The 23159-nt window shown below is 52.3% G+C and carries 21 protein-coding genes and 4 pseudogenes; 17 read left to right on the top strand and 8 right to left on the bottom strand.

The window, feature by feature from the left end:
• Window positions 1–190: 190 nt before the first annotated feature.
• From J1G33_RS00220 to J1G33_RS27805, 3 genes and pseudogenes are all read right to left on the bottom strand, one after another.
• Window positions 191–1340, bottom strand: a pseudogene (locus tag J1G33_RS00220) (IS3 family transposase).
• 84 nt (window positions 1341–1424) lie between these two features.
• A complete protein-coding gene (locus J1G33_RS00215; protein ID WP_223017514.1) occupies window positions 1425–1916 on the bottom strand; it encodes an OmpA family protein in 492 nt (163 codons plus the stop codon).
• Window positions 1917–1920: 4 nt separating this feature from the next.
• Window positions 1921–2181 (bottom strand): diguanylate cyclase, encoded by a 261-nt coding sequence (locus tag J1G33_RS27805; protein ID WP_347709525.1) that lies wholly within the window; start codon window positions 2179–2181, stop codon window positions 1921–1923.
• Window positions 2182–2191: 10 nt separating this feature from the next.
• Between J1G33_RS27805 and J1G33_RS00205 the strand changes: the two are divergent.
• From J1G33_RS00205 to J1G33_RS00125, 17 genes and pseudogenes are all read left to right on the top strand, one after another.
• Window positions 2192–3548 (top strand): annotated as a pseudogene (locus J1G33_RS00205) (SulP family inorganic anion transporter); the annotation flags it as partial.
• A 439-nt stretch (window positions 3549–3987) separates the two neighbouring features.
• Window positions 3988–4245, top strand: a complete 258-nt coding sequence (locus J1G33_RS00200; RefSeq protein ID WP_186526937.1) for a DUF1652 domain-containing protein — start codon at window positions 3988–3990, stop codon at window positions 4243–4245.
• A 952-nt stretch (window positions 4246–5197) separates the two neighbouring features.
• The gene (locus tag J1G33_RS00195) at window positions 5198–6418 is read left to right on the top strand and encodes a PrpF domain-containing protein (RefSeq protein ID WP_223017513.1); all 1221 of its coding nucleotides are present in this window, start codon (window positions 5198–5200) and stop codon (window positions 6416–6418) included.
• Between the two features lie 250 nt (window positions 6419–6668).
• The gene (locus J1G33_RS00190; RefSeq protein ID WP_223017512.1) at window positions 6669–6980 is read left to right on the top strand and encodes a hypothetical protein; all 312 of its coding nucleotides are present in this window, start codon (window positions 6669–6671) and stop codon (window positions 6978–6980) included.
• Window positions 6981–7131: 151 nt separating this feature from the next.
• On the top strand, window positions 7132–7446 hold the full coding sequence (locus J1G33_RS00185) for an RAQPRD family integrative conjugative element protein (protein WP_347709524.1): 315 nt from the start codon (window positions 7132–7134) through the stop codon (window positions 7444–7446).
• Window positions 7443–7682, top strand: a complete 240-nt coding sequence (locus J1G33_RS00180; protein WP_223017510.1) for a TIGR03758 family integrating conjugative element protein — start codon at window positions 7443–7445, stop codon at window positions 7680–7682. Before J1G33_RS00185 ends, J1G33_RS00180 begins: the two co-directional genes overlap by 4 nt.
• An 18-nt stretch (window positions 7683–7700) precedes the next feature.
• Window positions 7701–8039, top strand: coding sequence for a TIGR03745 family integrating conjugative element membrane protein (locus J1G33_RS00175; RefSeq protein ID WP_065935690.1), 339 nt, complete (start codon window positions 7701–7703; stop codon window positions 8037–8039).
• A gap of 12 nt (window positions 8040–8051) precedes the next feature.
• Window positions 8052–8432: a TIGR03750 family conjugal transfer protein gene (locus tag J1G33_RS00170; protein ID WP_223017509.1), complete on the top strand. Its 381-nt coding sequence runs from the start codon at window positions 8052–8054 to the stop codon at window positions 8430–8432.
• Window positions 8429–9082, top strand: a complete 654-nt coding sequence (locus tag J1G33_RS00165) for a PFL_4703 family integrating conjugative element protein (protein WP_223017508.1) — start codon at window positions 8429–8431, stop codon at window positions 9080–9082. The genes J1G33_RS00170 and J1G33_RS00165 overlap by 4 nt, the downstream gene beginning before the upstream one ends.
• Window positions 9082–9984, top strand: coding sequence for a TIGR03749 family integrating conjugative element protein (locus tag J1G33_RS00160; RefSeq protein WP_223017690.1), 903 nt, complete (start codon window positions 9082–9084; stop codon window positions 9982–9984). Before J1G33_RS00165 ends, J1G33_RS00160 begins: the two co-directional genes overlap by 1 nt.
• Complete coding sequence (locus tag J1G33_RS00155) at window positions 9974–11464, top strand: TIGR03752 family integrating conjugative element protein (RefSeq protein ID WP_223017507.1); 1491 nt, start codon at window positions 9974–9976, stop codon at window positions 11462–11464. The genes J1G33_RS00160 and J1G33_RS00155 overlap by 11 nt, the downstream gene beginning before the upstream one ends.
• Entirely contained in the window at window positions 11442–11870 is a 429-nt protein-coding gene (locus J1G33_RS00150) for a TIGR03751 family conjugal transfer lipoprotein (protein WP_057710725.1), read from the top strand. Before J1G33_RS00155 ends, J1G33_RS00150 begins: the two co-directional genes overlap by 23 nt.
• Window positions 11870–14830, top strand: a complete 2961-nt coding sequence (locus J1G33_RS00145) for a conjugative transfer ATPase (RefSeq protein ID WP_223017506.1) — start codon at window positions 11870–11872, stop codon at window positions 14828–14830. Before J1G33_RS00150 ends, J1G33_RS00145 begins: the two co-directional genes overlap by 1 nt.
• On the top strand, window positions 14827–15123 hold the full coding sequence (locus tag J1G33_RS00140) for a hypothetical protein (RefSeq protein ID WP_008437414.1): 297 nt from the start codon (window positions 14827–14829) through the stop codon (window positions 15121–15123). Before J1G33_RS00145 ends, J1G33_RS00140 begins: the two co-directional genes overlap by 4 nt.
• Window positions 15120–15851: a thioredoxin domain-containing protein gene (locus tag J1G33_RS00135; protein ID WP_223017505.1), complete on the top strand. Its 732-nt coding sequence runs from the start codon at window positions 15120–15122 to the stop codon at window positions 15849–15851. Before J1G33_RS00140 ends, J1G33_RS00135 begins: the two co-directional genes overlap by 4 nt.
• Window positions 15852–16008: 157 nt before the next feature.
• A pseudogene (locus J1G33_RS00130) lies at window positions 16009–16839 on the top strand (oxidoreductase); the annotation flags it as partial.
• A gap of 25 nt (window positions 16840–16864) precedes the next feature.
• The gene (locus tag J1G33_RS00125; protein ID WP_223017504.1) at window positions 16865–17803 is read left to right on the top strand and encodes an AraC family transcriptional regulator; all 939 of its coding nucleotides are present in this window, start codon (window positions 16865–16867) and stop codon (window positions 17801–17803) included.
• Window positions 17804–17879: 76 nt separating this feature from the next.
• Here J1G33_RS00125 and J1G33_RS00120 read toward each other — a convergent pair.
• The 5 genes and pseudogenes from J1G33_RS00120 to J1G33_RS00100 all read right to left on the bottom strand — a co-directional run.
• Window positions 17880–18460 (bottom strand): annotated as a pseudogene (locus tag J1G33_RS00120) (IS66 family transposase); the annotation flags it as partial.
• Between the two features lie 349 nt (window positions 18461–18809).
• Complete coding sequence (locus J1G33_RS00115) at window positions 18810–19046, bottom strand: hypothetical protein (protein ID WP_262416680.1); 237 nt, start codon at window positions 19044–19046, stop codon at window positions 18810–18812.
• 409 nt (window positions 19047–19455) lie between these two features.
• The gene (locus J1G33_RS00110; RefSeq protein ID WP_223017503.1) at window positions 19456–20040 is read right to left on the bottom strand and encodes a hypothetical protein; all 585 of its coding nucleotides are present in this window, start codon (window positions 20038–20040) and stop codon (window positions 19456–19458) included.
• 463 nt (window positions 20041–20503) lie between these two features.
• Window positions 20504–21946: a glucosyltransferase domain-containing protein gene (locus J1G33_RS00105; RefSeq protein WP_223017502.1), complete on the bottom strand. Its 1443-nt coding sequence runs from the start codon at window positions 21944–21946 to the stop codon at window positions 20504–20506.
• On the bottom strand, window positions 21943–22863 hold the full coding sequence (locus tag J1G33_RS00100; protein WP_223017501.1) for a glycosyltransferase family 2 protein: 921 nt from the start codon (window positions 22861–22863) through the stop codon (window positions 21943–21945). The genes J1G33_RS00105 and J1G33_RS00100 overlap by 4 nt, the downstream gene beginning before the upstream one ends.
• Between the last annotated feature and the right edge of the window lie 296 nt (window positions 22864–23159).

Here is a 23159-nt window from a genome sequence, read left to right as displayed (position 1 = left end):
GGATTTTTCATGGTGTAGCGAGGGTTAACTTGTCGGTCCCAGTAGCAATAGTTGTTCATCCAAAACTACACAGGAAGCCTGAGATGGAGAGAGCAGCGGGGCCAAAAATGTTCAATGGGGGGGCGGGAGGTACGAAAAGGCTCCCGCGTGGGGAATGGCTTTGAAGAATGAGTGAATCGCCCCGGATTCTCTAGACACCTTGCAAGCTCATTGCGTAACGCTTTTCAAACCCTACCGGTGACAGCTGACTCTTGAAACCATGGCGGCGTTTTACGTTGTAGAACATCTCGATGTAATCGAACACATCACTCCGAGCATCTTCCCGCGTGGTGTAGATTTTTCGCTTCATCCGTTCCCGTTTCAGAAGCTGGAAAAAGCTCTCGGCCACGGCGTTGTCATGACAGTTGCCTCGGCGACTCATACTTGCAACCAAATTGTTTGCCTTTAAAAAGCTGCGCTAATCGGAACTGCTGTATTGGCCGCCTTGGTCGTAATGAACCATCACCTCTTGCTTCGGTTTACGCCTCCAAACCGCCATCAATAACGCATCAATAGCCAAATCACTGGTCATCTGCGACTTCATTGACCAGCCAACGACCTGCCGAGAAAACAGATCCAGTACCACCGCCAAATACAACCAGCCTTCACACGTACGAATGTACGTGATGTCGGTTACCCAAACCTTGTTGGGTTCCACAACATCGAACTGGCGCTTCAGCAAATTGGGTGAGACGACCGCTGGCTTACCGCCGTACTTTCCAGGGCCGCGTCGATAACCTGTCTGAGAACACAGACCTTCAATACGCATCAGCCTCGCCACACGATGACGACCACAATCCTCACCGACCTCGCGCAGATCGTCGTGGATTTTGCGATAGCCATAAACGCCGCCGCTCTCCAGCCAGGAATGCTTGATCAAACCCAGCAGTCGCTGGTCGTCTTTGGCGCGTACAGATTGCGGCTCAGACAGCCAGGCGTAATAACCGCTGGGATGGACTTTCAGCGTCAGGCAAAGCCGTCGAATCGAATAGTCGCGTGCGCGCTGCTTGATAAAGGCGTACTTCAGCCGCACTCCTTGGCAAAGTACGCGGCGGCCTTTTTAACATGTCTCGCTCTTCAGTAACGCGCTTGAGTTCCGCTCGCAGACGACGTAGCTCAGCGTGCTGATCATCATCCTGCTGCCGTTCTTCTTGAGGTTTGCTGTAGCGCTTTATCCAGGCATAGAGGCTATGCGTCGACACGCCGAGACGGGCCGCTACCTCAGCGACAGGCAGCTTTTTTTCGGTCACTTGATTGACTGCTTGGATTTTGAATTCTTCGGGATAACGCGGGTTGCTCATGGCCCCCCCTAATTGGCCTCATTTTAAGGCATGGAGGTGTCTACGAAACCCGGGGCGATTCAATGTTGGTATTCGGTACCGCGGTCAACCCGCGATAACTACTATTGACACTCTCCTATTCTCCGTACGCCCTGCCACCGTAGTGTTCGGTGCCACCGGTTCGGTGCTACCCAGCCCACGCATTTGAATATTTTCTTTTGTCATACCTACACTGATTAGGATATTGCTGACGCTTTCGGCTCGTCGAAGGGACAGTTGCTGATTGTAGGTCTCTGTTCCCGAGGCGTCGGTGTGGCCGTCGATACGCAAGCGTTCGATCCCTACATCTATAAGCGCCCTGCCGATACGTTTAACGATATCGGTGCTGGGCTGGTTAAGGGTTTCAACGTCGCTGCCAAACAATACTTTGCCCGATAGGCCGAAGGTCCAGCCATCATCCGTCAGCTCAAAACCTTGCTGTTTGAGAGCAGCCACTTGCGTTGGCGTCAGGCCTTTGCTCGCGATCGTCTGGCAGCCGCTCACGGCCAGAAGAGCTAACACTAACGTGATTAACACAAAACGTCCGATTGAGAACAAGGGATTAACTCCTATGGGGAACATTAAATGCGATAGACACGGCTGTTGATATATCGCCGATATTGACGGCATTAAGCAACGCACCGGGAGTGGCGCTATGCTCTGAATATAGAGCAATACCGATATTGAGTGAGGAAATTATCTGCGGGCTGCCGAGAAGTTCGATAGGGGCGTCTATACATGCGACGACCTTGTCGGCAATGTACTGCGCGTTATGCAAAGGCGTCAGCAAGATAGCGAACTCATCGCCGCCTAAGCGCGCCATGTAGATCACGTTCTCCATCTTTACCGGAGTTGACCCCAAGGTTGACCTGTATTCCTCCTTCTGCAGCCGTACCATTATTGCCTTGGTAGACGGACGTCCTGCAATGATCTTGGTAGCCACTGGCGCCATAGCGTTATTGATGATGAATCTGGTCAAGGATCATGGTCTTCAATATTTGTTGGTCGCCGCGCTACTCTGCAGCGTATTGCAGATCATCGCTGGTTACTTGCGCTTAGGGGAGTTAATGCGTTTCTAATCACGCTCGGTCGTGGCCTGATTCATCAAGACGCTCGCGCTCCTCATTTTTATAGCACATTTGCCAGAGATCACTGGCGTCAACTGGCCGGTCTACACAGTGACTGCCGGGGATTGGCAATAATCTATCTGTTCCCACGCTTACCGATGCTGGGTAAGCGGCTCCTTCACCACTGGTTTGCATTTTGATGCTCACCGCTATTTCGGCTTCTATGAGACTTCAAATCCGTACCGTTGGGGATATGGGTGCAAAGCCTGATAGCTTGCCGATGTTCATATTGCCTGAGGTGCCGCGGCCCCTGAGTACTCTACTTATCGTGCTTCATTACGCCGTTGCGTTGGCCATAGTGGGATTGCTGGAGTCGATGATGATTGCGACCATCGTCGATACCTGAGCGACACGTTCAGCGATAAGAGCTGTGAGTGCAAAGGTCAAGGTTCGCGAGCGGACTCATTGGCGGTATGGCGGGCTATGCATATCGGTCAGTCGATGATGAACGTGAACTCTGGTGGTCGAACTCGCTTGCCGACGCTGATCGCAGGGGTAGTGCCACTGATCATGATGATCTTCTTAGGTGATTGGCTGGCCCGCATATCGACGGCCGCCCTGGTCGCTGGGATGATCATGGTGTCATCAGTACGTTCAGTCCGAATTCCTTTCGCAACCTCGATGAGTACTCGCTCTCTACGAACATTGTGATGGCGTTCGTGGTCGTCGCTAAGCATAGCCTCGCTTATGGCGCAGTAGCGCGTACCTTGCTAGCGGCCAGTTCTTCGCTAACAAAATTGCGCACTACTTGAACATCGCCTCGAAATATGATCCTAAACATGGTCGCGGTACGTGCTTCTTGGTCGGACAGGTGTTCTTTGGTTCAGCATATCAATTCACTAATGCCGTCAACCTCAATGAGAAACCTGAGACCCTCACGATAGACCTACGTGAGGCTCACTTCTGGGACATCACGGGAATCGCAGTGCTGGATAAGGTCGTGGTCAAGCTTCGTCGTGAGGGGGGCTGGTCGATGTTATCGGTATGGGCCGGGCAACCCACTCGTGATCGATTCGGTGTTCACGATAAGGCAGATGGCATCGACGTGCTGATCAGCCACTGATCGAATTTACCTAGCCCTCTACTGCCAGAACTGGTGCAAAGCCCTGCTAGTGATTGCGGTTTTGGAGCCGTTGTGTCTGTGGGAATGAAGGCGTCAAGGTGTCTCCACCGGACGCTTACTGAATGTCAGAGGTCATGCGCTTCTCTCTGAATGGGCTCATGGGGTCTACACACTTCTTGGGCGCGATGCTCTAGAGCGCGGTTCTGATCTCACCAAAGGCCCTTGTTCAGGAGGTCATCTGCTTAAACCGAGAGATCCCCCCGCTTAGTGTGCCCTGCGTTCTCGCCGACCGTCTCCAGCGCGTCGCCCACATTGCCGCGTGTAGCGTCTAGGAGGAAACTGAACAATTCTGGACGACCCATGTAGACGGTGCTGCCTTGAGGCATTCTCTCTATCTGGCAGCACTGCCAATACGAAGTCCAACATGGAGTATGGTCCGATGATTTCGGCTTTTGAATTGCGCCGTATCCTTGAAACAGCCTTTTTACCCACTCTGTGCACTTGCAAAGTCGGCTGCGGATACATTCTTTGCCTTCAACTGGCCAACGACATTACGCACCAAGTCGAATTGACGGTGACTGGTATCGACGCGCGTACCCTGAGTTCGAATCCGGCGATTGCGAAGCTGGTTGCGGAGATAAAAGAGGAAGTGATGTTGCGAGGCCGCTGGCTAGATAAATTGTCCAGCCGGGGTTAAGCGAAAATAAAAGACCGTAATGTGGACCGCGTGCTCAAAGATATTTGGTGAACAATTAGGATGCTACAGCAAGAGTTCTTCAGCTTTTCTCTCTCCTGGACATATCGATCTCAAATATAAGCTCCTCCGCAAGCCTATGAACGCTTGAGCCGTCTTCAAGATCGGCCAGGTTGATGCCTGTCGTGCAAAACATTGAGCCATGCTCTGGTTGCCTGACGAAAACGGTAGCTATCCATCCATTGATCAAAACGCAATCTACCTGCTGCCCAGGCAGGCTTCGTTCTAGTTTTTCAATCAGCGAATTTTTTTTCCAGCAGTGCATGACAGCGTACTAGCTTAGCGGTGATGCAGGGTTGACAGCCAGGCATCAAAAAAGTGCCCAGATTTTATTACTCTTGATCTGAACTCTCAAGCGCGTTTCGATCCTGCTATCGCAGTTCCTCGAGTGCCAAACGATAGGCTTTGAACCAGCCGAGTATGGTCCATCCTGCGAGTAAGTTTAGAGCGAGGAGCGTGGGGTAACCACCACGGCTGACTGGCAATGCGAGCCATGTATCAGGTGTCTTGCTCATCACGATGCTTCCGTAGCAGGAATAACGATTGCAGATAGACCAATAGCCAGGTCGTGTTGAATGCCGCTCTGCCAAGCGCTGAGCCTATAGTACTGTCAAGCAGCGCTGGCCCGCCGATGGTCAACGCGCCGAGTAGTATGGGATTTGAACTGAGAGCGAACTAGTATGGATACTTGTTGCGCCGTGTCGCAATTGCCAGTGAAAACATCAGTTGCCTAGGAGTTGGCAAGCAATAGCTGGTGCCCAGACTATCATTAGTACGTGGCGGAACTCACCGGCCAGCGCCAGCAGGGGATCCGTGTAGGAGCCTATCTAAGGGCTCCCTCAATTATTTGTGGAGTTGTAGATGTTCAAACTACCTATGTTTCCCGTCTCCCAAAATGGCTTTAGCATCTCGGATGCATGCTGGCGTGATGGAGTTGCCAGTGCATTACATGAGAGGTGGCACTTCGACAGGTGTAGTGATTTGGGAGCCTTTGCTGCCACGTGACAAATTGTTGCGAGCAGAGCTGTTGCGCCACCTCATGGGAGTTCCTCTTGCAGGACATCTGCCTGGGAATCGTCAGATAACCGGGCTCGGAAGGGGGCCAGCAACCAGTAACAAAGTGTTTTTGGCTCGGGTTGAGGATACTCCGACGGGACGCCAGATCGTCAGTACGCTCGCCCAGTTGGCTAGTGATCATAGCGATATAGACTGGAGCGTGAATTGCGGCAATATGTCTTCTGCTCTGCTGCTATGGGCTATTGACGCTGGGCTGATAGAGGCGCCTGCAACTGGAAGCTTTGAGGCCCAAATAAAGAACACCAACACAGGCGTCCTCACTGTTGCGCGCATGTCACGCAATGTCCTAGGCCGATTTGTGAACGCCGAGATTCCAGGCGTTCCAGGAGCTTTTCCCCGCGTTGATTTGTTTCTTCAATCTCCGGTGGGCAACAAGACCGGCACTCTTTTGCCAACAGGCCAAGTCGTTGACATCGTCGCCGGGCACAAGGTCTCGTGTGTGGATGTCGCTGTGCCTATGGTGATCGCTGATGCGGCTAGCTTTGGCAAAACGGGCCATGAGGCGATTTCAGAACTTGAGGCTGACACCCTGTTTATGGCCAGGCTACGGCGAGTCTGGATTGAGGCTGGCCTCAAGATGCAGCTTCGTGGCCGGGATGGCGAGCTGATGAGCGTTTCGGAGTTGGAACGTAGCGAAACCATTCCCAAAGTGTGCATCGTGGGCACCCCGCGTCACGGGGGCCATATTGCGGTGCGGTATTTCACGCCTCAGACAGGCCACGCTTCGATGGCTGTTTCTGGCGGCTGCTGTCTTGCAGCCGCTTGCTTGCTTCCGGGGACGATCGCGCATGATGTGGCTGTTGGTGTGAGCTGCCCATTGGGTGCGTATTCGGATATCGAAGTGAGTATCGAGAACCCAGCTGGCAAATTGGATACTACTGTCAGTGTAAGCACTGATGGCGACACTATCGATGTTCGGGCAGCTGCGTATAGACGGAGTGCACAAATCCTGATGCGCGGCTATGTTCCCATCTCTAGCGCATCTGCGCAGCTAATTGATGCCATGGCGGTTGCGGCAGCGGAGTCGGCGCGCGATTGAGTCTCATCAGGTAACTCCTTTAGAGGCCGTCTCAGCCAACTTGCGACAGACGCATCTGTGCTGAGATGGATGCGGTGTGACTCGCTATCAAATGGCTGCTTCTGGCCGATTTCTGCCGTGCGTGACGGGCAGCTATCGAACATCTCCAGCCAAACCTCTGAAATCACGCGCTTAGCGACAAACTATTTCAGATTGCTGGCACGCGCTCATTATTGAAACCCTGATAGCTCTGCACATCGAGGACGTCGCCATGGGCCATCAGAAATTTGAATACCACACTGAGTTCTCTCCCTTTCAGTACGTTGTCAGAACCAAAAAGCTCTTCATGTTCAAGTCCGAAGAGCCCACCACTGAACCCGACACCCAGGGTTTTCTGGAAGATTATGAACGTCAAAACCGCCTTGCTCAATTAGGCAGCGAAGGCTGGGAGCTGGTCAGCGTGCAGCCCGTGGTCAAAGGAGAAGTCAAGGTTGGCAATCAAAACGCCCAAGGCTGGGCTTACGGATTCGCCTTGCCCATCGGGTATCTGCTGTTCTTCAAACGCCCTATCCACTGCGATTGATGATGTCAGTACCGCCAGAAGAAATCCTTACAGTCCTGAATATGGTTTTCTTGCGGCGACCATAGCTTGATCACGGCAAGCTTACGGCATCAGGAATGACTAGAGCCCAGCCGTGATCCAGTACCCGCGTCTCACTGCACTCACTCGCCGAATTGCCTTGCCAGGTCTCATCGTACTTATCGGATGCAGTCTGCCTGTCTCTCATGCGGCCGCTGCTTCAGCCTCTGAACAGGCCAACTTGGACGTGATGATCCGCCAGTTAAATGCCTTGGAGGACACCGCACGTCGTAGCGCTCAAGTGGCCGACGAACCTGGCAAGCGTTACTTCTTCGATTACCAGCGCCTAGCAGGTGATATCGCCCGAATTCGTCATGGGTTGGAGGGCTATCTAACCCCATCCCGAGCCCAGCCGCGTGATCCTGTTGAGCTGTCAGGCCAATACACGACAGAAGGACGCAAGCCATGAGCATGAGCGGCGCTCAGGCTGCTGCGTTTCAAGCAGCGGGAGGGTTCCCTGCCTCGACGAGCTACCTGTTTTTCGCCGGCGTCGCTGTAGCCATCATCTTCATGTGGGGCGCCTGGGCTATCTGGAGCTGCTACCGAGGATGGGCCACTGGCAACCTTGATCGAACGATTGCCTCGACCTCGGTCGTCCGCATCCTGCTGCTTTGCATGATCCTCACCACATTTGTTCTTAGTTGACCCTATGGGAGATACACCATGACTTCATTATTAAAACCGGGCCGCATGCTGATCGGGTTGCTTGCTCTCCCCCAACTGGCCATGGCGGCTCTTCCGCAGTCTCAGCCTCCTACCCGGGGGGAAGGCTCTAACCTGATGCAAACCATGCAGAACTACGCCTTTGACGGTTTTTCTTTGCTTGGCCTCATTATCTGCGCCGTCATTTTCAGTGGTGTTGCTTGGCATGCCTTCGGCACCTACCACGAAATTCAACTTGGCAAGAAGAAATGGGGAGATCTGGGGGCGACGGCCGCAGTCGGTGTCGCCATCCTCGGTGTCGCTATTTTTCTGGTCACCAAGGCTACAAATATTCTTTAAAGAGCCGTGGCAATGACAGAACTCTCAGACGATGGGACCCTGATTTTCCTTCCAGTGCGATTGAACAATCAGCCAGTCATCATGGGCGGACTTACCGCTGATGAAATGTGGGCCACCTTGGCGCTAAGTACCGGCGCAGGGCTGTTGATCGGAATTCCGGCCGCGATATTTACCCAGATTTGGGCACTTATCATCTGCGCAGCCATGCTCTGTGCAGTCCTTGGGCTGTTTCTTGCCAGTCGTTTCTTGCGTCGGTGGAAACGCGGCAGGCCTGATACATGGCTATACCGCCAAATGCAATTGAACATCGCACGGATTTTTCCGACCTGGAATAAAGCCTTGCTGATCACACGTACAGGTGCGTGGACCTGCCATCGAACGGAGGTTCAATGACTTACCGTAAAAAAGTAGACGCCCAGTTGGCCCACATCAACAGCCTGCGCATGGTCATTGGCCTTCTCATTGCCCTGGGTCTGTACATGGCTTATGGCTGGCAGAGCGCACCGCGTGACCTGACTGTTCATGTGCCTCCAGATCTGCGTTCAGGTAGCACCCGCAAGTGGTGGGATATTCCAAAGGAGACGGTATATGCCTTCGGGCTGTACATTTTTCAGCAGATGAACCGCTGGCCCGTTGACGGTGAAACCGACTACGAGGACAACATTACCCGCTTGGAAAGCTACCTGACTCCCAGCTGCAAAGCCTATTTGCAGAAAGATTTCGAACTACGCCGCAATAGCGGGGAACTGCGCAAACGTGAGCGGGGTGTATTTGAAATTCCAGGCAGAGGCCTCGACGATAAGTCTGAGCAACATATTGAACAGCACAGCATCAATGACTGGACCGTCAACCTGGATATCACCGCTGACGAGCACTACGGCGGGGAGCGCGTAAAGCGGGCATTAGCTCGCTATCCGTTAAGAATTATCCGATTCGACGTCGATCCCGAAAAAAACCCCTTCGGCCTGGCCTGGGACTGTTATAGCAGTAATCCACAACGCATCGAAGTCTCCGAAGAAACGACCAGAGCAGGAGGCAAATGATGACACGCCGCCTACTGATAATCGGGCTCTTAGCCCTTCACTTCTGCGGGTTGGCCAACGCCGTCGAAATCCTGCGCTGGGATCGTATCCCTATAGCACTGCCCTTGATCGTGGGTCAGGAGCGTATTGTCTTTGTGGACCAAAACGTACGGGTGGGCGTGCCTCGTAACCTCGTCGACAAACTGCGCGTGCAGAGCACCGGTGGTGCCCTCTACCTGTTGGCGAAAGAGCCGATTGAACCGACTCGCTTACAGCTGCAGATCATGAACTCCGGTGAGATCATGCTCGTGGATATCATCGCAACGGTAGGGAAACCGAATCAGGTCGCATCCGAGCCGGCTAAAATTGTAGCCGGGGACAGTCCCGCCCCGCGTTACGGCCAAGTCAACGCCAAACCTCCAAGCAACCATGCAACTTCTTCCACGGCCCAAGCCCGCGCTCAAGCCGAGGAGGATGAGGACGCGCCGAAACCGCGTCGTGAGACCCCACTTCCGGTGGTCATGACGCGATATGCCGCACAGATGCTTTACGCGCCCCTACGCACCGTTGAGCCCGTGGAGGGGATTGCTCAGATCAATCTGAAGCACGGTTTGGACCTCACCACCCTACTGCCGACATTGCCGATCGAAGCCTCTGCGTTGGGGTCGTGGCGGTTAGACGAGTATTGGGTCACGGCGGTGAAGCTACGTAACACAAGCGCCCAAAACCTCACATTGGATCCACGTGACCTGATGGGTGACTTTGTCACCGCGACTTTTCAGCATCCCTACCTTGGCGCCAAAGGTGATTCCAGCGACACCTCGACGGTCTACCTGGTGACCTGTGGCCATGGTCTAGCCGAATCGTTATTGCCGGCGGCAATCAGCCAGATCGACCCGAAGGGAGGTCGTCGTGAAGAGTAATCCACTTGTTAAATACCTGGTCATACCGTTCGCGATCCTGGCGCTATACGTAGTGGTCAAATTATTCAATCGCGGAAGTGACGATCAACAGGTTCATGCACCGGAAACGGTTGTACTTAGTACGAAAGAGGCTAAAAAGCTTGGGGTTGACGGAGATACACCCAGCGACACATTGCGCACCATTGTCGTGGAAAGCAGACAACTCAAGGACCAAGTCTCCAATGCTTTGAAGAACAATGACGAGCTAAAGCAACAGAACATCGAGTTGCAAAAACGCCTGCAGAACATCGACCTCAACGTCGATAACAAACTGCAAAACGTTCAGCAAACGATGAAGCAGGAGGCGCAACAACAGAGCCAAACCCTCTTGGACACACTGCAGCAGCAGTACAATACCCTGAGCAGCAAATCGGGCAGTGGCAATGAGTCAGGATCTGATTTGCCGATCGGCTTCGGCGTACAGCCAGGTGACGGTCAAGGCTTCAAAGGCGGACCTGGCGCGGACGTTGTTTGGATAGAGCCGCAAGACGCAACGCCGGTCGATGTCAACGGCAAGCCCATCGCTGCTGGGTCAAATCAAACGGCAAGCGGCTTTAACTTCCCGACCTCTTTTGGCGAGTCCGTGGACCGAGGACAAAATGCACTGCGCACGAGCGCTCAAAGTGTAGCGAATGAAATCTCGCCACAGGAGGCCCGCAAACAGGTGCGTAAGGTCTATACCTTGCCGCAGAACTCGACATTGATGGGTTCGGTGGCCATGTCCGCGCTGATCGGCCGGGTGCCCATTGACGGCACTGTCAACGACCCCTACCCGTTCAAGGTATTGATTGGGCCGGACAATCTCACGGCCAACGGCATCGACTTGCCCGACGTCGCCGGCGCGGTTGCCAGCGGAACGGCTTCCGGCGATTGGACCCTGTCTTGCGTACGCGGTCAGATAAAAAGCCTGACGTTCGTCTTCAATGACGGCACTGTGCGCACGCTGCCACAACCTCAAGAAGAAACGAATAGCAGTCAAAATAGTAACAACCAGAACAATGGCAACCAAACCACCATTCAGGGTGGCCTGGGCTGGATAAGCGATGCCTATGGCATTCCTTGTATCAGTGGCGACCGCAAAAGCAACGCCTCGCAATATATTGGCTCGCAGGTACTGATTACCGCCGCCGGCGCAGGTGCTGCCTCCCTCATCAAGTCAGATGGAAACAGTGGCTCTTTTATAAACCCTCAGTCCGGGACCATCGGTTCTGTCGGCGGCTCGGGCAGTGAAGCCATGGGCAAAATCATTGGCCAGGGCGTCAATGACGTCTCCAGCTGGGTCAACAAACTCTACGGGCAAGCCTTCGCAGCGGTGTATGTACAACCCGGGGCAAAGATAGCTGTGCACCTGGACCAGCAACTGACCATCGATTACGAACTCAATGGCCGCAAGGTCAACTATCGCTCAGGAGCCCGTCATGTTTCGACTGCGCTTGACTAATCATGGCTTAAAACTAGGTGCATACCTGGCCATCGCCCTACTCGCCTCGGCCTGTTCCACCAACAAAGACGAATTGCTCCCCCATGGGGACCGCACAATGATGGACGTTTGGGATCAAGGTTCCAGCGGCTCAAGCAGCTCGAGCAGCCGCCAATTGCTCGATGCACGCCAAGATCTTCGTCGGCCTCTGGAGACGAGGGAAACAGACAGCACCATGTTCACACGTACCGCACAGAACGAGATCTACAGCCAATTTAAACGCCTACCCAATCCCGACCTGGTGATGTACGTCTTTCCTCATTTAGCGGGTTCAGACCCGGCACCGATCCCAGGCTACACCACGGTGTTTCCGCTGTATCAGCGGGTGCAATACGCCATGCCTGGCGAACGCACGGAGGCATATTGATGGGTTTTTTTGAACGATTCAAAACGCGACGGGCGACAGAGCGTGTGGAACCTGGCGTAACACCAGGTTCGCCGTTGTCTGACGATGTGCAGGGACCAGCCACCGAGACGTTTGAGGCTGCGACAGGGCGTTACTACGAACGCCTTGCTGCCATGGGTATTCCCTCGCCGAGCGATTGGCGTAACCCAAAGAAAAAGCCAGCCACAACCGCTGATGCTGACCGTCTATACGACGTCAACCCCTCGTTTGTAGACCTACTGCCCTGGGTGGATTACCTGCCTGCAGAAAAAGCCATGCTATTGGAAGACGGCGTGTCTCGCGCTGCCTTTTTTGAGCTGACACCGATTGGTACCGAAGGTCGGGATCCCGAATGGTTACGCAAGGCCCGCGACGCCCTGGAAAACACCCTCCAGGACTCCTTCGACGAGCTTGAAACCTCACCCTGGGTGGTTCAGCTCTATGCCCAGGACGAAACCAGCTGGGACGATTACCTTCAGCAACTGCATGACTACGTTCAACCACGCGCACAAGGCAGTGCATTCACCGAGCTTTATTTGAAGCTGATGAAGCAACACCTGGAATCCATCTCCAAACCAGGCGGGCTGTTTGAAGACACCAAGGTCAGCCAACTGCCCTGGAGGGGCCAGCAGCGCCGCGTCCGTGTTGTTGTCTACCGTCGTACCCAAGGCGCGCAAGCGGATGTGCGAGGCCAGGCGCCAGGTCCTTACCTGAAAATCATCTGTGATCGCTTGGTGGGCGGCTTGGCGAACGCCGGCATTAAAACCCATCGCATGGATGGCCACGCCATTCGCCATTGGCTGATTCATTGGTTCAATCCTCGTCCCGATCATCTTGGCCCTGCCGACGCAGATATTCGCCGGTTCTACGAATTGGTGTGTAAGCAAGTACCCGCTGCAGAGGGCGAGTTGCCGCTCGCCAGCGGTACCGACTTCTCACAAAACCTGTTTTATCGCGAACCACTGTCAGATATAGAGAAAGGTCTGTGGTATTTCGACGGTCTTCCCCATCAGGTGGTGATGCTTGACCGCTTGAGGGATGCTCCCAAGACCGGGCACTTAACCGGTGAAACCCGAAAGGGCGGTGATGCGCTCAACGCGCTGTTCGACAAAATGCCAGAGGACACCATTCTCTGTATCACTCTCGTGATCACCCCGCAGGACATTCTCGAAGGGCATCTGGAACAGCTTTCACGCAAGGCAGTTGGAGACACTCAGGCCTCGATCCTGACACGCGAAGACGTCGCCACCGCCCGTCAGTTGCTCGGGCGCAAGCACAAGCTGTACCGAGGTAGCGTAGCGTTTTACCTGCGGGGTAAAGACGATGCCCAGCTGCACGAACGCAGTTTGCAACTCAGCAGCGCATTGCTGGGTGCGGGCATGGAGCCGGTGGAACCTCGGGATGAAGTGGCACCGCTGAACTCCTACCTTAGATGGCTACCCGGCAACTTCGACCCCAATGCGCGCAAAGCACTGGAGTGGTACGCACAACTGATGTTCGCCCAACATATTGCGAACCTGGCCCCCGTCTGGGGTAGGTCGACCGGAACCGGGCATCCGGGTATTACCCTGTTTAACCGTGGGGGAGCGCCGATAACCTTCGACCCGCTGAACAAGCTGGACCGGCAGATGAACGCCCATTTGTTCATTTTCGGCCCTACTGGTTCAGGTAAATCGGCCAGCGCGACAAACATCCTTAGCCAAATCATTGCGATCTATCGGCCACGTCTGTTCATTGTGGAGGCTGGCAACAGCTTCGGCTTACTCGGTGATTTCGCCAAAAAGTTGGGTTTGACGGTAAACCGGGTTCGACTTGCGCCTGGATCGGGGGTCAGTCTCGCGCCATTCGCTGATGCCGTGAAGCTCATCGAACCCAGCCAAAACGTAAAGATCATCAAAGCTGATGATCTTGAGGCGTCGGACGAACATCTGACTAGCCAGACCGAGGATGAACAACGCGACATCCTGGGCGAGATGGAAATTGCGGCCAGGCTGATGATCACCGGTGGTGAAGAAAAAGAGGATGCCCGTCTTACTCGTGCCGACCGTAGCGCCATTCGCCAATGCATACTGAATGCAGCGAAAAAATGCGTCACGGAACAACGTATCGTTCTGCCGGAAGATATCCGTGAAGCGCTGCGAGAAATGGGACTCGAACCCGGTATTCCAGACGCCCGAAGCACACGATTCTTGGAGATGGCGGAAGCCTTGTCCATGTTCTGTATGGGCACCGAAGGCGACATGTTCAACCGTCCTGGCACCCCATGGCCAGAAGCGGACATTACCATTGTCGACCTAGCCACCTATGCGCGAGAAGGCTATAGCGCACAGATGGCCATCGCTTATATTTCCCTGCTCAACACGGTGAACAACATTGCCGAGCGTGACCAGTTTAAAGGCCGTCCGCTGATCTGCTTCACCGACGAAGGCCACATCCAGTTGAAGGTCCCACTCCTATCCCCCTACTCCGTCAAGATCACCAAAATGTGGCGAAAGCTCGGCGCCTGGTTCTGGATGGCCACCCAGAACGTTGACGACGTGCCGCCAGAAGCCTCAGCCCTACTAAACATGATCGAATGGTGGATGTGCTTAAACATGCCGCCTGATGAGGTGGAGAAGATCGCGCGGTTTCGTGAACTTACTCCTGCACAGAAGTCGATGATGCTGTCAGCGCGTAAAGAAAGCGGCAAATTCACCGAGGGCGTCGTGTTGTCCAAAAGCATGGAAATGTTATTCCGAGCGGTACCACCGAGTTTGTACCTGGCCCTGGCCATGACCGAGCCGGAAGAGAAAAAGCAACGCTTCGACATCATGCAAGCCAAAGGCTGCAGCGAGCTCGATGCCGCCATTGAAGTTGCTGCGACGCTTGACCGCTATCGCGGTATCGAACCTCACACCATTACTTTCCCCGAGCAAGTCACGGCCTTGGAGCGCCAAGCATGAGAGCATTGAATTCCCTGACCCAGAATCTGATTGAAAGTCTGACCCAACTGCTTGAACAACCCGGTGAAGACGCCCTTCAAACCCTTGAGGTGTGTGCACCCGTTTTGATAGAGCAACTGCAACAGGTTTTGGTTCGTGCGGTGGATCGTCGTGACATTGAGTCCCAACTTCACGCGGTCTTAGCCAACTGGCTGCTACAGCACCCACAACCCGAGAATGCTGAGAACGCTCTTCTTGAGGCCCTCCGTAAACAAGCGCTGCTTTCATCGAAGCCAGCCGAGGCTCGGGCATGACAGGCCTTCGCAAATACTGGTTGATGCTGGGGTGCGTTTTGGCAGGCACATCGATGGCCTGCTTAGCCCTCACTCGAAGTGAGATACCACCCCCGCACAGCGCAGGCCCGTGGTTGTTTGGACCTTCAAAAGCACGCTGGACTGTGACTGAGTTCGCGGATCTGGAGTGCCCCTACTGCAAGACTTACACACCTGCGTTGAAAACCTGGATACAGCAGCAGAAGGATGTAAACCTGCAGTGGCATCACCTGCCACTGGATGTGCACGGTCCGACCGCAGTACACGAATCCAAGCTCGTAGAATGTGCGGGGGCGCTTGGTGGCGCACGTGCCTTCTGGCAAGCCATTGACGAGATCTTTGACCGGACCCGTAGCAACGGTGAGGGTTTCGATGGGCATCTGAACGTTGTTGGTGTTACTAACCAGGCCCTGTCGTCCTGTGCAGCCACTGACAAATTGATCGCCCAGCGTGTCGGCCAGCAGGCTGCGGAGGCTATCAAAGCCGGGGTTACGGCCACTCCTACTGTCATAATTAGAGACAACACGACAGGCCGCTCCATAAAGCTTGAGGGACCAGCTGATGGGGTGTTGTTGTTATCAGCCATTGATTGGCTAGCTCAAAAGAAAGAGCAGCAATACTCAGATAAGTTTAATCGTAAGCGTTTGGCCAACTCTCCTGGAGTAGTTGGGGTATTGCGCAGACTCTCCCATACAATTGCATGGAATTGACATAAGTGTCCATTCAACACACATGTTGCGTGGTTAAACGCGCGCCCACTTAACTGTTGACTCTGATAGGAATAGGCAATGCTCTAAGACAAACCGGCATAGGTGACCGAGTTTTCGATAGATATCATGGCCTCGTCCCTACTTATTGGAAGTCGCCATGAACGGCAGAAAAACCATATTCATCACGGGGGTGAGCAGTGGTTTCGGCAACGCGCTGGCGCAAGAAGCTCTAGCAGCGGGCCACCGTGTCATAGGTACCGTGCGTAGTGAAGCCGCCTTGCGCGCCTTTCAGGCGCTCTCGGTGGATCATACTCATGGGGTGATTCTGGATATCACTGACTTCGCCCGGATCGACAGCGTAGTAGCTGCTATTGAAGCAACCCACGGCCCAGTCGACGTGTTGGTCAACAACGCCGGCTACGGTCATGAGGGCATCTTTGAAGAGTCGCCGCTGGAGGAAATGCGTCGCCAATTCGACGTCAACGTGTTCGGCGCGGTAGCGATGACCAAGGCTTTCGTGCCTTATTTTCGCAAGCGTCGCACTGGTCATATTCTTAATATCACCTCTATGGGCGGCACCATCACGATGCCGGGCATCGCGTACTACTGCGGGAGCAAGTTTGCTCTCGAAGGTATCTCCGATACGCTGAGCAAAGAACTGCTACCTTTCAACATCTTCGTGACCGCCGTGGCACCTGGCTCGTTTCGGACTGACTGGGCCGGTCGTTCGATGCAGCGCACCCCACGAAGCATTGCTGACTATGACGCCAGTTTCGACCCGGTACGTAAGGCCCGCGAAGAAAAGAGCGGCAAACAGCTTGGCGACCCGCGAAAAGCGGCGCAAGCGATGTTGCAGGTTATTGCCAGCCCGACACCACCGGCACACTTATTATTGGGCAGTGACGCGTTGGGGCTGGTACGTGACAAGCTTAATCGCACGGCCAGGGAGATTGATCAATGGGAAGCGCTGACCCTTGCCACCGACGGTTGGCCGGCCAGCAGAGGGGACATCAATGAATCGGGCCGACTCACGCACCTCGCGCATGGTGCATTTGATGGAAACCCTCGCGCCGGTCGAGGGCTACAACCTCAGCACGCTAGAGGATATCCGCTTTTTGCGTTCGAATCGGCCACTGACTCGCACTCCGGTGCTGTATGACCCGGGTATCGTGATCCTGTGCCAAGGGCGCAAACGTGGCTATTTGGGCGATGACGTATTCGTTTATGACGCCCAGCACTATCTAGTGGTGTCCGTCCCAGTTCCTTTCACCATGGAGACCGATGCCAGCGAGGCGCAGCCAATGCTGGCGGTCTACATGCGCCTTGACTTACAAATGGCCAGCGAGTTGATACTGCAAATGGATGAAGCTCTCGGGCCAAGTGATGCCCAGCCCAAGGGCATGTATGCCTCGCCAATGGACGATTTGCTGCGCGCCTCGACGCTACGCTTTCTTGAGGCGATGAGCAGTCCGGGCGAAGCGCAAATACTTGGGCCGTCGCTGGTGCGGGAGATCTACTACCGCATCCTAACCGGCGAGCAAGGTGGCTCGATGCGCGCCGCGCTCAATCGCCAGGGGCACTTTGGTAAGGTCACTCGTGCGATCCGCAAGATCCATAGTTGCTACCAGGAGCGCCTGGATGTGGCGTCCCTTGCCCAAGAAGCGAGCATGAGCGTGCCCAATTTTCATCTGCACTTTCGCAGCGTGACGGACTCGTCGCCGATGCAATATCTGAAGTCGACGCGCTTGCACCAGGCGCGATTACTGATGCTACGCAACGCTATGACTGCTTCGACGGCGGCGTTCAATGTAGGCTACGAAAGCGCCTCGCAATTCAGCCGCGAATTCAAACGTTTCTTTGGGCGCACGCCCCAGGCAGAAATCGAATGGATGAAGGCGACTTACGCACTGCCTGCGCCGTCCACGCCATCTATGTACGCCTCATCACATTAGCGATGAGCCGACCCGCTGCTCCGGTAACCCCAGTACCAGCGCTGTCCGCACCTGCCCAACATACTTTGGGCGGTTGAACGGGCGCCCATTTATGCGGCAGCAACTCGGTAATCTCACTTGCTCGCTGCGTCGGCAGCCGCGTCAGCAGATCTTTGAGATAAGCATACGGATCATGCCTGTTGAGCCGCGTCGACTGGATCAAGCTCATGATCGCCGCCGCCCGTTTGCCGCTGCGCAGCGAACCTGCAAAGAGCCAATTTTTGCGACCCAACGCCCACGGTCGGATTTGGTTCTCGCACCAATTATTGTCAATGGGTACGGCCCCGTTATCGAGATAGCGCGACAGCGCCGTCCAGCGTTTGAGGCTGTAATCCAGAGTTTTGCTGATCGCCGAGCCGTCATGCACGATCTGGCGCTGGGCGATCATCAAGGCATGCAGAGCATCAATCACCGGTACAGCTTTTTCTTGCCGTATTAGGCGGCGTAATCCGGTTCAAGGTCGCGGACTTCGCTCTCGATGTCGTAAAGCAACTGGATGTAGCGCAAGGCCTGTTCGGCGAGCTGGCTCTTGTTGGTGGCGTGCAATTCGAAGAACTTGCGGCGCGCATGGGCCATGCAGCCGATTTCAGTGACGCCGAGTTCAAAGCTGGCTTTAAAGCATCTGTGCAACGCCTGAACTTCGAAATGTCTCGAACACATAGATCGCGTCCATACGTTTAATTTTCGGCTTGCCCGTTTTAGTGGTGATGAGCATACCTATCGGCATTCCATCTCCCTTCACGGCGTAATACATACGGCTGTGTCCTGCTCTCAGCATAAACTGAGCATGAGTCATCTGCCCGTAGCGATGCTCAACTGACTAGCCAAACAGTTTGGATGTTTCCAAACCATAGAACGCCGAAAGCAGCACCATATGAAGCAATTCACCTTCTAGTCGATCCTTATGAAAAGTCCGATCTTGACGTTGGATTTGGCGAGGCCTGTTTTTTTCATGCGGTTTTTTCCTTTAACCTTCGGCACGTCGCGCCAATGCGCGTTGCATGTACTCAATAGCCTTTTCCAGGTTCGGGACTGCATAGTCGGGACACGGTGTTGAGCTTCGCTTTTCAGGATCGTTGAACCACGACCGAACGGTTCTCGCCGAGCATGGCCGGGACGTCACCGCTGCAATCAGTTCAGCGCTTTTGGCCTGGGTGATGCCATAGGCATCCAGCAGCTGCAGATAACGTGTGCGATTGTCCACGCATCCCTCACTTATCAGTTATAGGCAATCCTGCCTACGCAAGAGAATAGGCAAGACTGCCTGCTCTTTCTACTGACGCGGCCCCGGTTTTTAGTCCGGGCTTGTGGTGTACCTGGTGCGTTTTCCGTTACGTCGCGGCTTGGGCCACGGGGTCTGATTTTTTGCAGTCTTGTCCGGCTCTCCAGCAAGCGTAGGCAGGCGAGCTGCGTTCGGCCCTGGTGGTGATGGTGAATCCGGTTCCCATCGAAACGCCGTCAAAGCCGTTCCAGAACGCCAAGGCCAGTCCGCTTGCGCGATGTGGCTGGCCAGCTTCGGTGAACAATCCGCTGTGACGGTTGCGGTACGCGGCAACCATGGCTGCGGACTGATCGCGAAGGGGCTTATTGCGGAATCTGTTCACCGAGTTTTCCTATATGGGGTCGGCACCACATTCAGGGCAGCGACTACCGTACTTATCAGGATGGTCCTCATAGCCGCACGACTCGCAGATTGGGACATTCCGCTGCAGCCCCAGTTGCGTGGCCAACTCGTTGACCATCTGCAACGCGTGATTTATCTGGAGATTGTCGTCTGCCGTAACTTCAATACCAAATGCACTGACAAACTCGATCCAGCCCTTTTGTACCGTACCATCGATAACACGCTTCACACTAAAGCCGGACTCACCCGACTCGCAGAAAGCTTTATCAATTTCAATCGGGTCCGTGCTATCGGAAAGAAGCACAACCTCACCCACAACAACGGAAACTCTGCAACCGACTTCAATTAAGCTTTCGGCAGCGGCTATTATAATTTTTTGCTCGTTAATTCTGCGGGCATCTAAGTCCATGTTGAAATTCCTACTGGTGCTGGTTGGATGCGAGTAAATCGATTCGATCTTGTCAAAGCCGTCGTTGCCACCGAAAAACACGTAGCCTTTGCAGCGTATGGCCTGGATATCCAAAGTCGGGAAAGCTTTTTTGATTGCTTTGTTTACCGCTGCAAAATTGGCCATTCGTTGATTTCCCTCAACCTTCAGTTGTCATCGGGCTACCGGATCTACGCGTCCATCCAAAACAGCTGGCATCCCCGTTCAACGGCTCATAAGGTGCCTCGGCTTGCCTCGCGCAATAACTATCACGCTGCGAATTGCTCTGCTCATGCTCGGCCTGGATGTAGTGCTGAAAAAAATAATAGCCACCATGGCAAGCACAGTTAGCACGAGCCTGATCCCGTTCCAATTTGCTGTACTCATTGTTACTTTCTCATAACTTATGGTGTTCGAAGCCGAGGCTTGGAGCAAATTCGGCGTTACTCAACAGTAAGCGGTTTAAAGGCCTTGGCTATTCTTCTAGCAGATACTGGAAGCGGGGGTTGATTACCATAACAGTCAATGATTTACACCGAAGCGACAGAGGCACTCGAGTGAGCGCCTGCTAATCAATTTCCTGCAAGTGAGTGCGATGAACCACTCAGGATTATTTAAATCTCACATAAGCCGTATCTCCGGCGCCGAAGCAAATTTCGTAATAATACCTTTTTAGCTTAGGCATGCAACTATTAGAAACAGCCTCAGCTTTTTCATCCGTTGCATATTTCACATCTGGAAGACCAAGCCTTTTTATGACGTATAGACCACCGTCATATTGATACGAAAACGCTTTGGGCAAAATATTTTTCACCAGAGGATACGCAGCAACTATAACTTCAGTGCCTGAGGAGTTCTTTAATACACCATCGACACGCATATAATTTATATCAGCATTACCGCTTTTATTTATGTCATCAATAATGCTGATAGCTGTTCGCTCAATATGGTCATTTTCAAGTCTAAATGCATTATGCGCAGCATAGATAAAGCCGACCATATAAATATATGGGATAACCAGAATATATCTGAGTGCCCTAACCGAAGCCCAGCACAAAGGTATAAGCATCGCCGAAACGAATGCACCAAAGCCGATATAGCCTCTAGCAAAGAATAAAGGTTGCTCGCTAAAAATCATGACACCAGGAATTAGCAATACAAACGTAAAGAAAGCCAAAATGCATGACAAGCCCAAAGCAATTGGGTTTATAGATTTGTAGCTTGATATCAATAAATTGACAATTGTCAAGAAATAAGCAGAAACAAGGCACAAGACAAAAATCTCAAAGCCCAAGCTTTGACTATTCGTGAATATCGAAAATGAAGACATTAAATTATCAAATACTTTTAAAACCCCGGACTTATCCAGACTAATAGCCGTGCTGTATTCTAAAAAATATTTGTTTACTTGCACCAGAGGGATTATTATTTTGGAATAAATCAGATACCCAACAATAAAACCAACGCCTCTGTTAAAAAGTCTCAGCACGGCCGCTCTAAAATCCCCTTTGGTCGCGACATGCAAAAATTCAACAACTGTCAGCGCAGCAAAAACATTTACTGATACTTGATAGGTTGACAATGTTAGCGTCACAAATATTGCAGTAATAAAAACGCACGCAATTATTTTTTTGAGTTCAAAACAGAAAGACAGCAATGCAAATGCAACAGAAACCACCATAAAAGGGGAATCATATTTAAAATGTAAGTTTGAAACAAACAGAGGATTAAGGATTAATGGACATATACAAAAAGCGAATAAAATATCCCTTCCGTTAGAAAATCTCGTGGATAACATAGAAAAAACAAAGCACGAAAAAACTACTGCCAATATTAATGGTGCCGGATATAAATCAGGCACAGTAACACTTTGCAAAGTCAATGCACTGTAGAAAATCTCTGCAAATGGTCTTGCATCCCCAGACCATCCTTTAATACCTAAGACAATCCTATACAAGTCATCCATATAGTAAATATTTGAACTGAAAATGGGAATTAACGCCACTCCCAATATCATCAAACATGAAATAAAGCAGTTTTTGCTATAAGTCATTTTTTATACCTTTTTAGGATATATCGCGGTCGTTGCTTTACCTCTGTGTATATACGACCGATGTATTCACCCAGCACACCAATACCTATCAATTGAATGCCACCAAGAAACAGAATGGAGACGAGTAGCGATGGATAACCAGGTACTGCATTACCCCAGATAAATTTATCAATTACCATGAAGCTACCATACAAAAATGAACAGGTAGCTACAGACAATCCTAAATATGTCCACACTCTTAGAGGGACAGACGAAAAGCTGGTTATTCCTTCAATAGCCAGATTCCATAATTTCCAGCCATTAAACTTTGAATCCCCTGCAGACCTCTCTGCTCTAGAATATTCAACCACTTCAATATTTCCACTTGCCCATGACAATATCCCTTTCATAAACAAGTTTCGCTCAGGCAGCAACTTAACATTTTCGACTGCCTCTCTTGACATCAGTCGGAAATCACCTACATTTTCCTCAATTCTCGGTGTACTAATTTTGTTGTGACACCTATAAAACCACTCGGCTGTTTTTCTTTTCAACCAGTTTTCTTTAGAGCGATCAGTACGCTTGGCTAACACTACATCAGCCCCTAACTGCCATTTTCTAATAAGCTCTGGAATGACTTCAATGGGGTCCTGAAGATCTACATCAATTGGAATTACAGCATCTCCAGTCGCATGTTCTATACCAGCAAATAGAGCTGGCTCTTTACCAAAATTTCGGGTGAAGCTTAGCGCCATCACTAGAGAATCTGTAGACGCATATTTATTAATAATAAATTCTGTAGCATCGTGACTACCGTCATTTATAAAGATTATTTCAACTTCATACTCGCTCATTTCTTTGTTTTCACGAACAGCTTTATAGAAGATAGGTATTGCATCTTCTTCATTGAAAACAGGTACAACTAATGATATTTTCATTTTTTATCTTTAAAAACAATCAGTTTTGAGTAAAAAAATCCCACAATCAAGCTAATTGTAGAAAACATTACCAATGTTAAAATTGGCGTCAAGCTTACTCGGTCGGCTAACAAACCAGACGCATAGCTTAATGCCCCCATAAAAGCAACAAACGCAATATACCTAGTTGTCGTAGGCTTTTTTTCGAACGTCAAATACGAATTAGCGAAATAAGAAAATGTAACCGCGATACTGAAAGCATACAGATTTGACGTAGCTTGACTGAAGTCTTGCATATAAACCAGCCATGCAAACAC

Origin of the sequence: Pseudomonas sp. P867 (genome assembly GCF_019891455.1) — a bacterium.
Taxonomy (GTDB): Bacteria; Pseudomonadota; Gammaproteobacteria; order Pseudomonadales; family Pseudomonadaceae; genus Aquipseudomonas; species Aquipseudomonas synxantha_A.
This window is presented reverse-complemented; position numbering and strand designations above follow the sequence as displayed.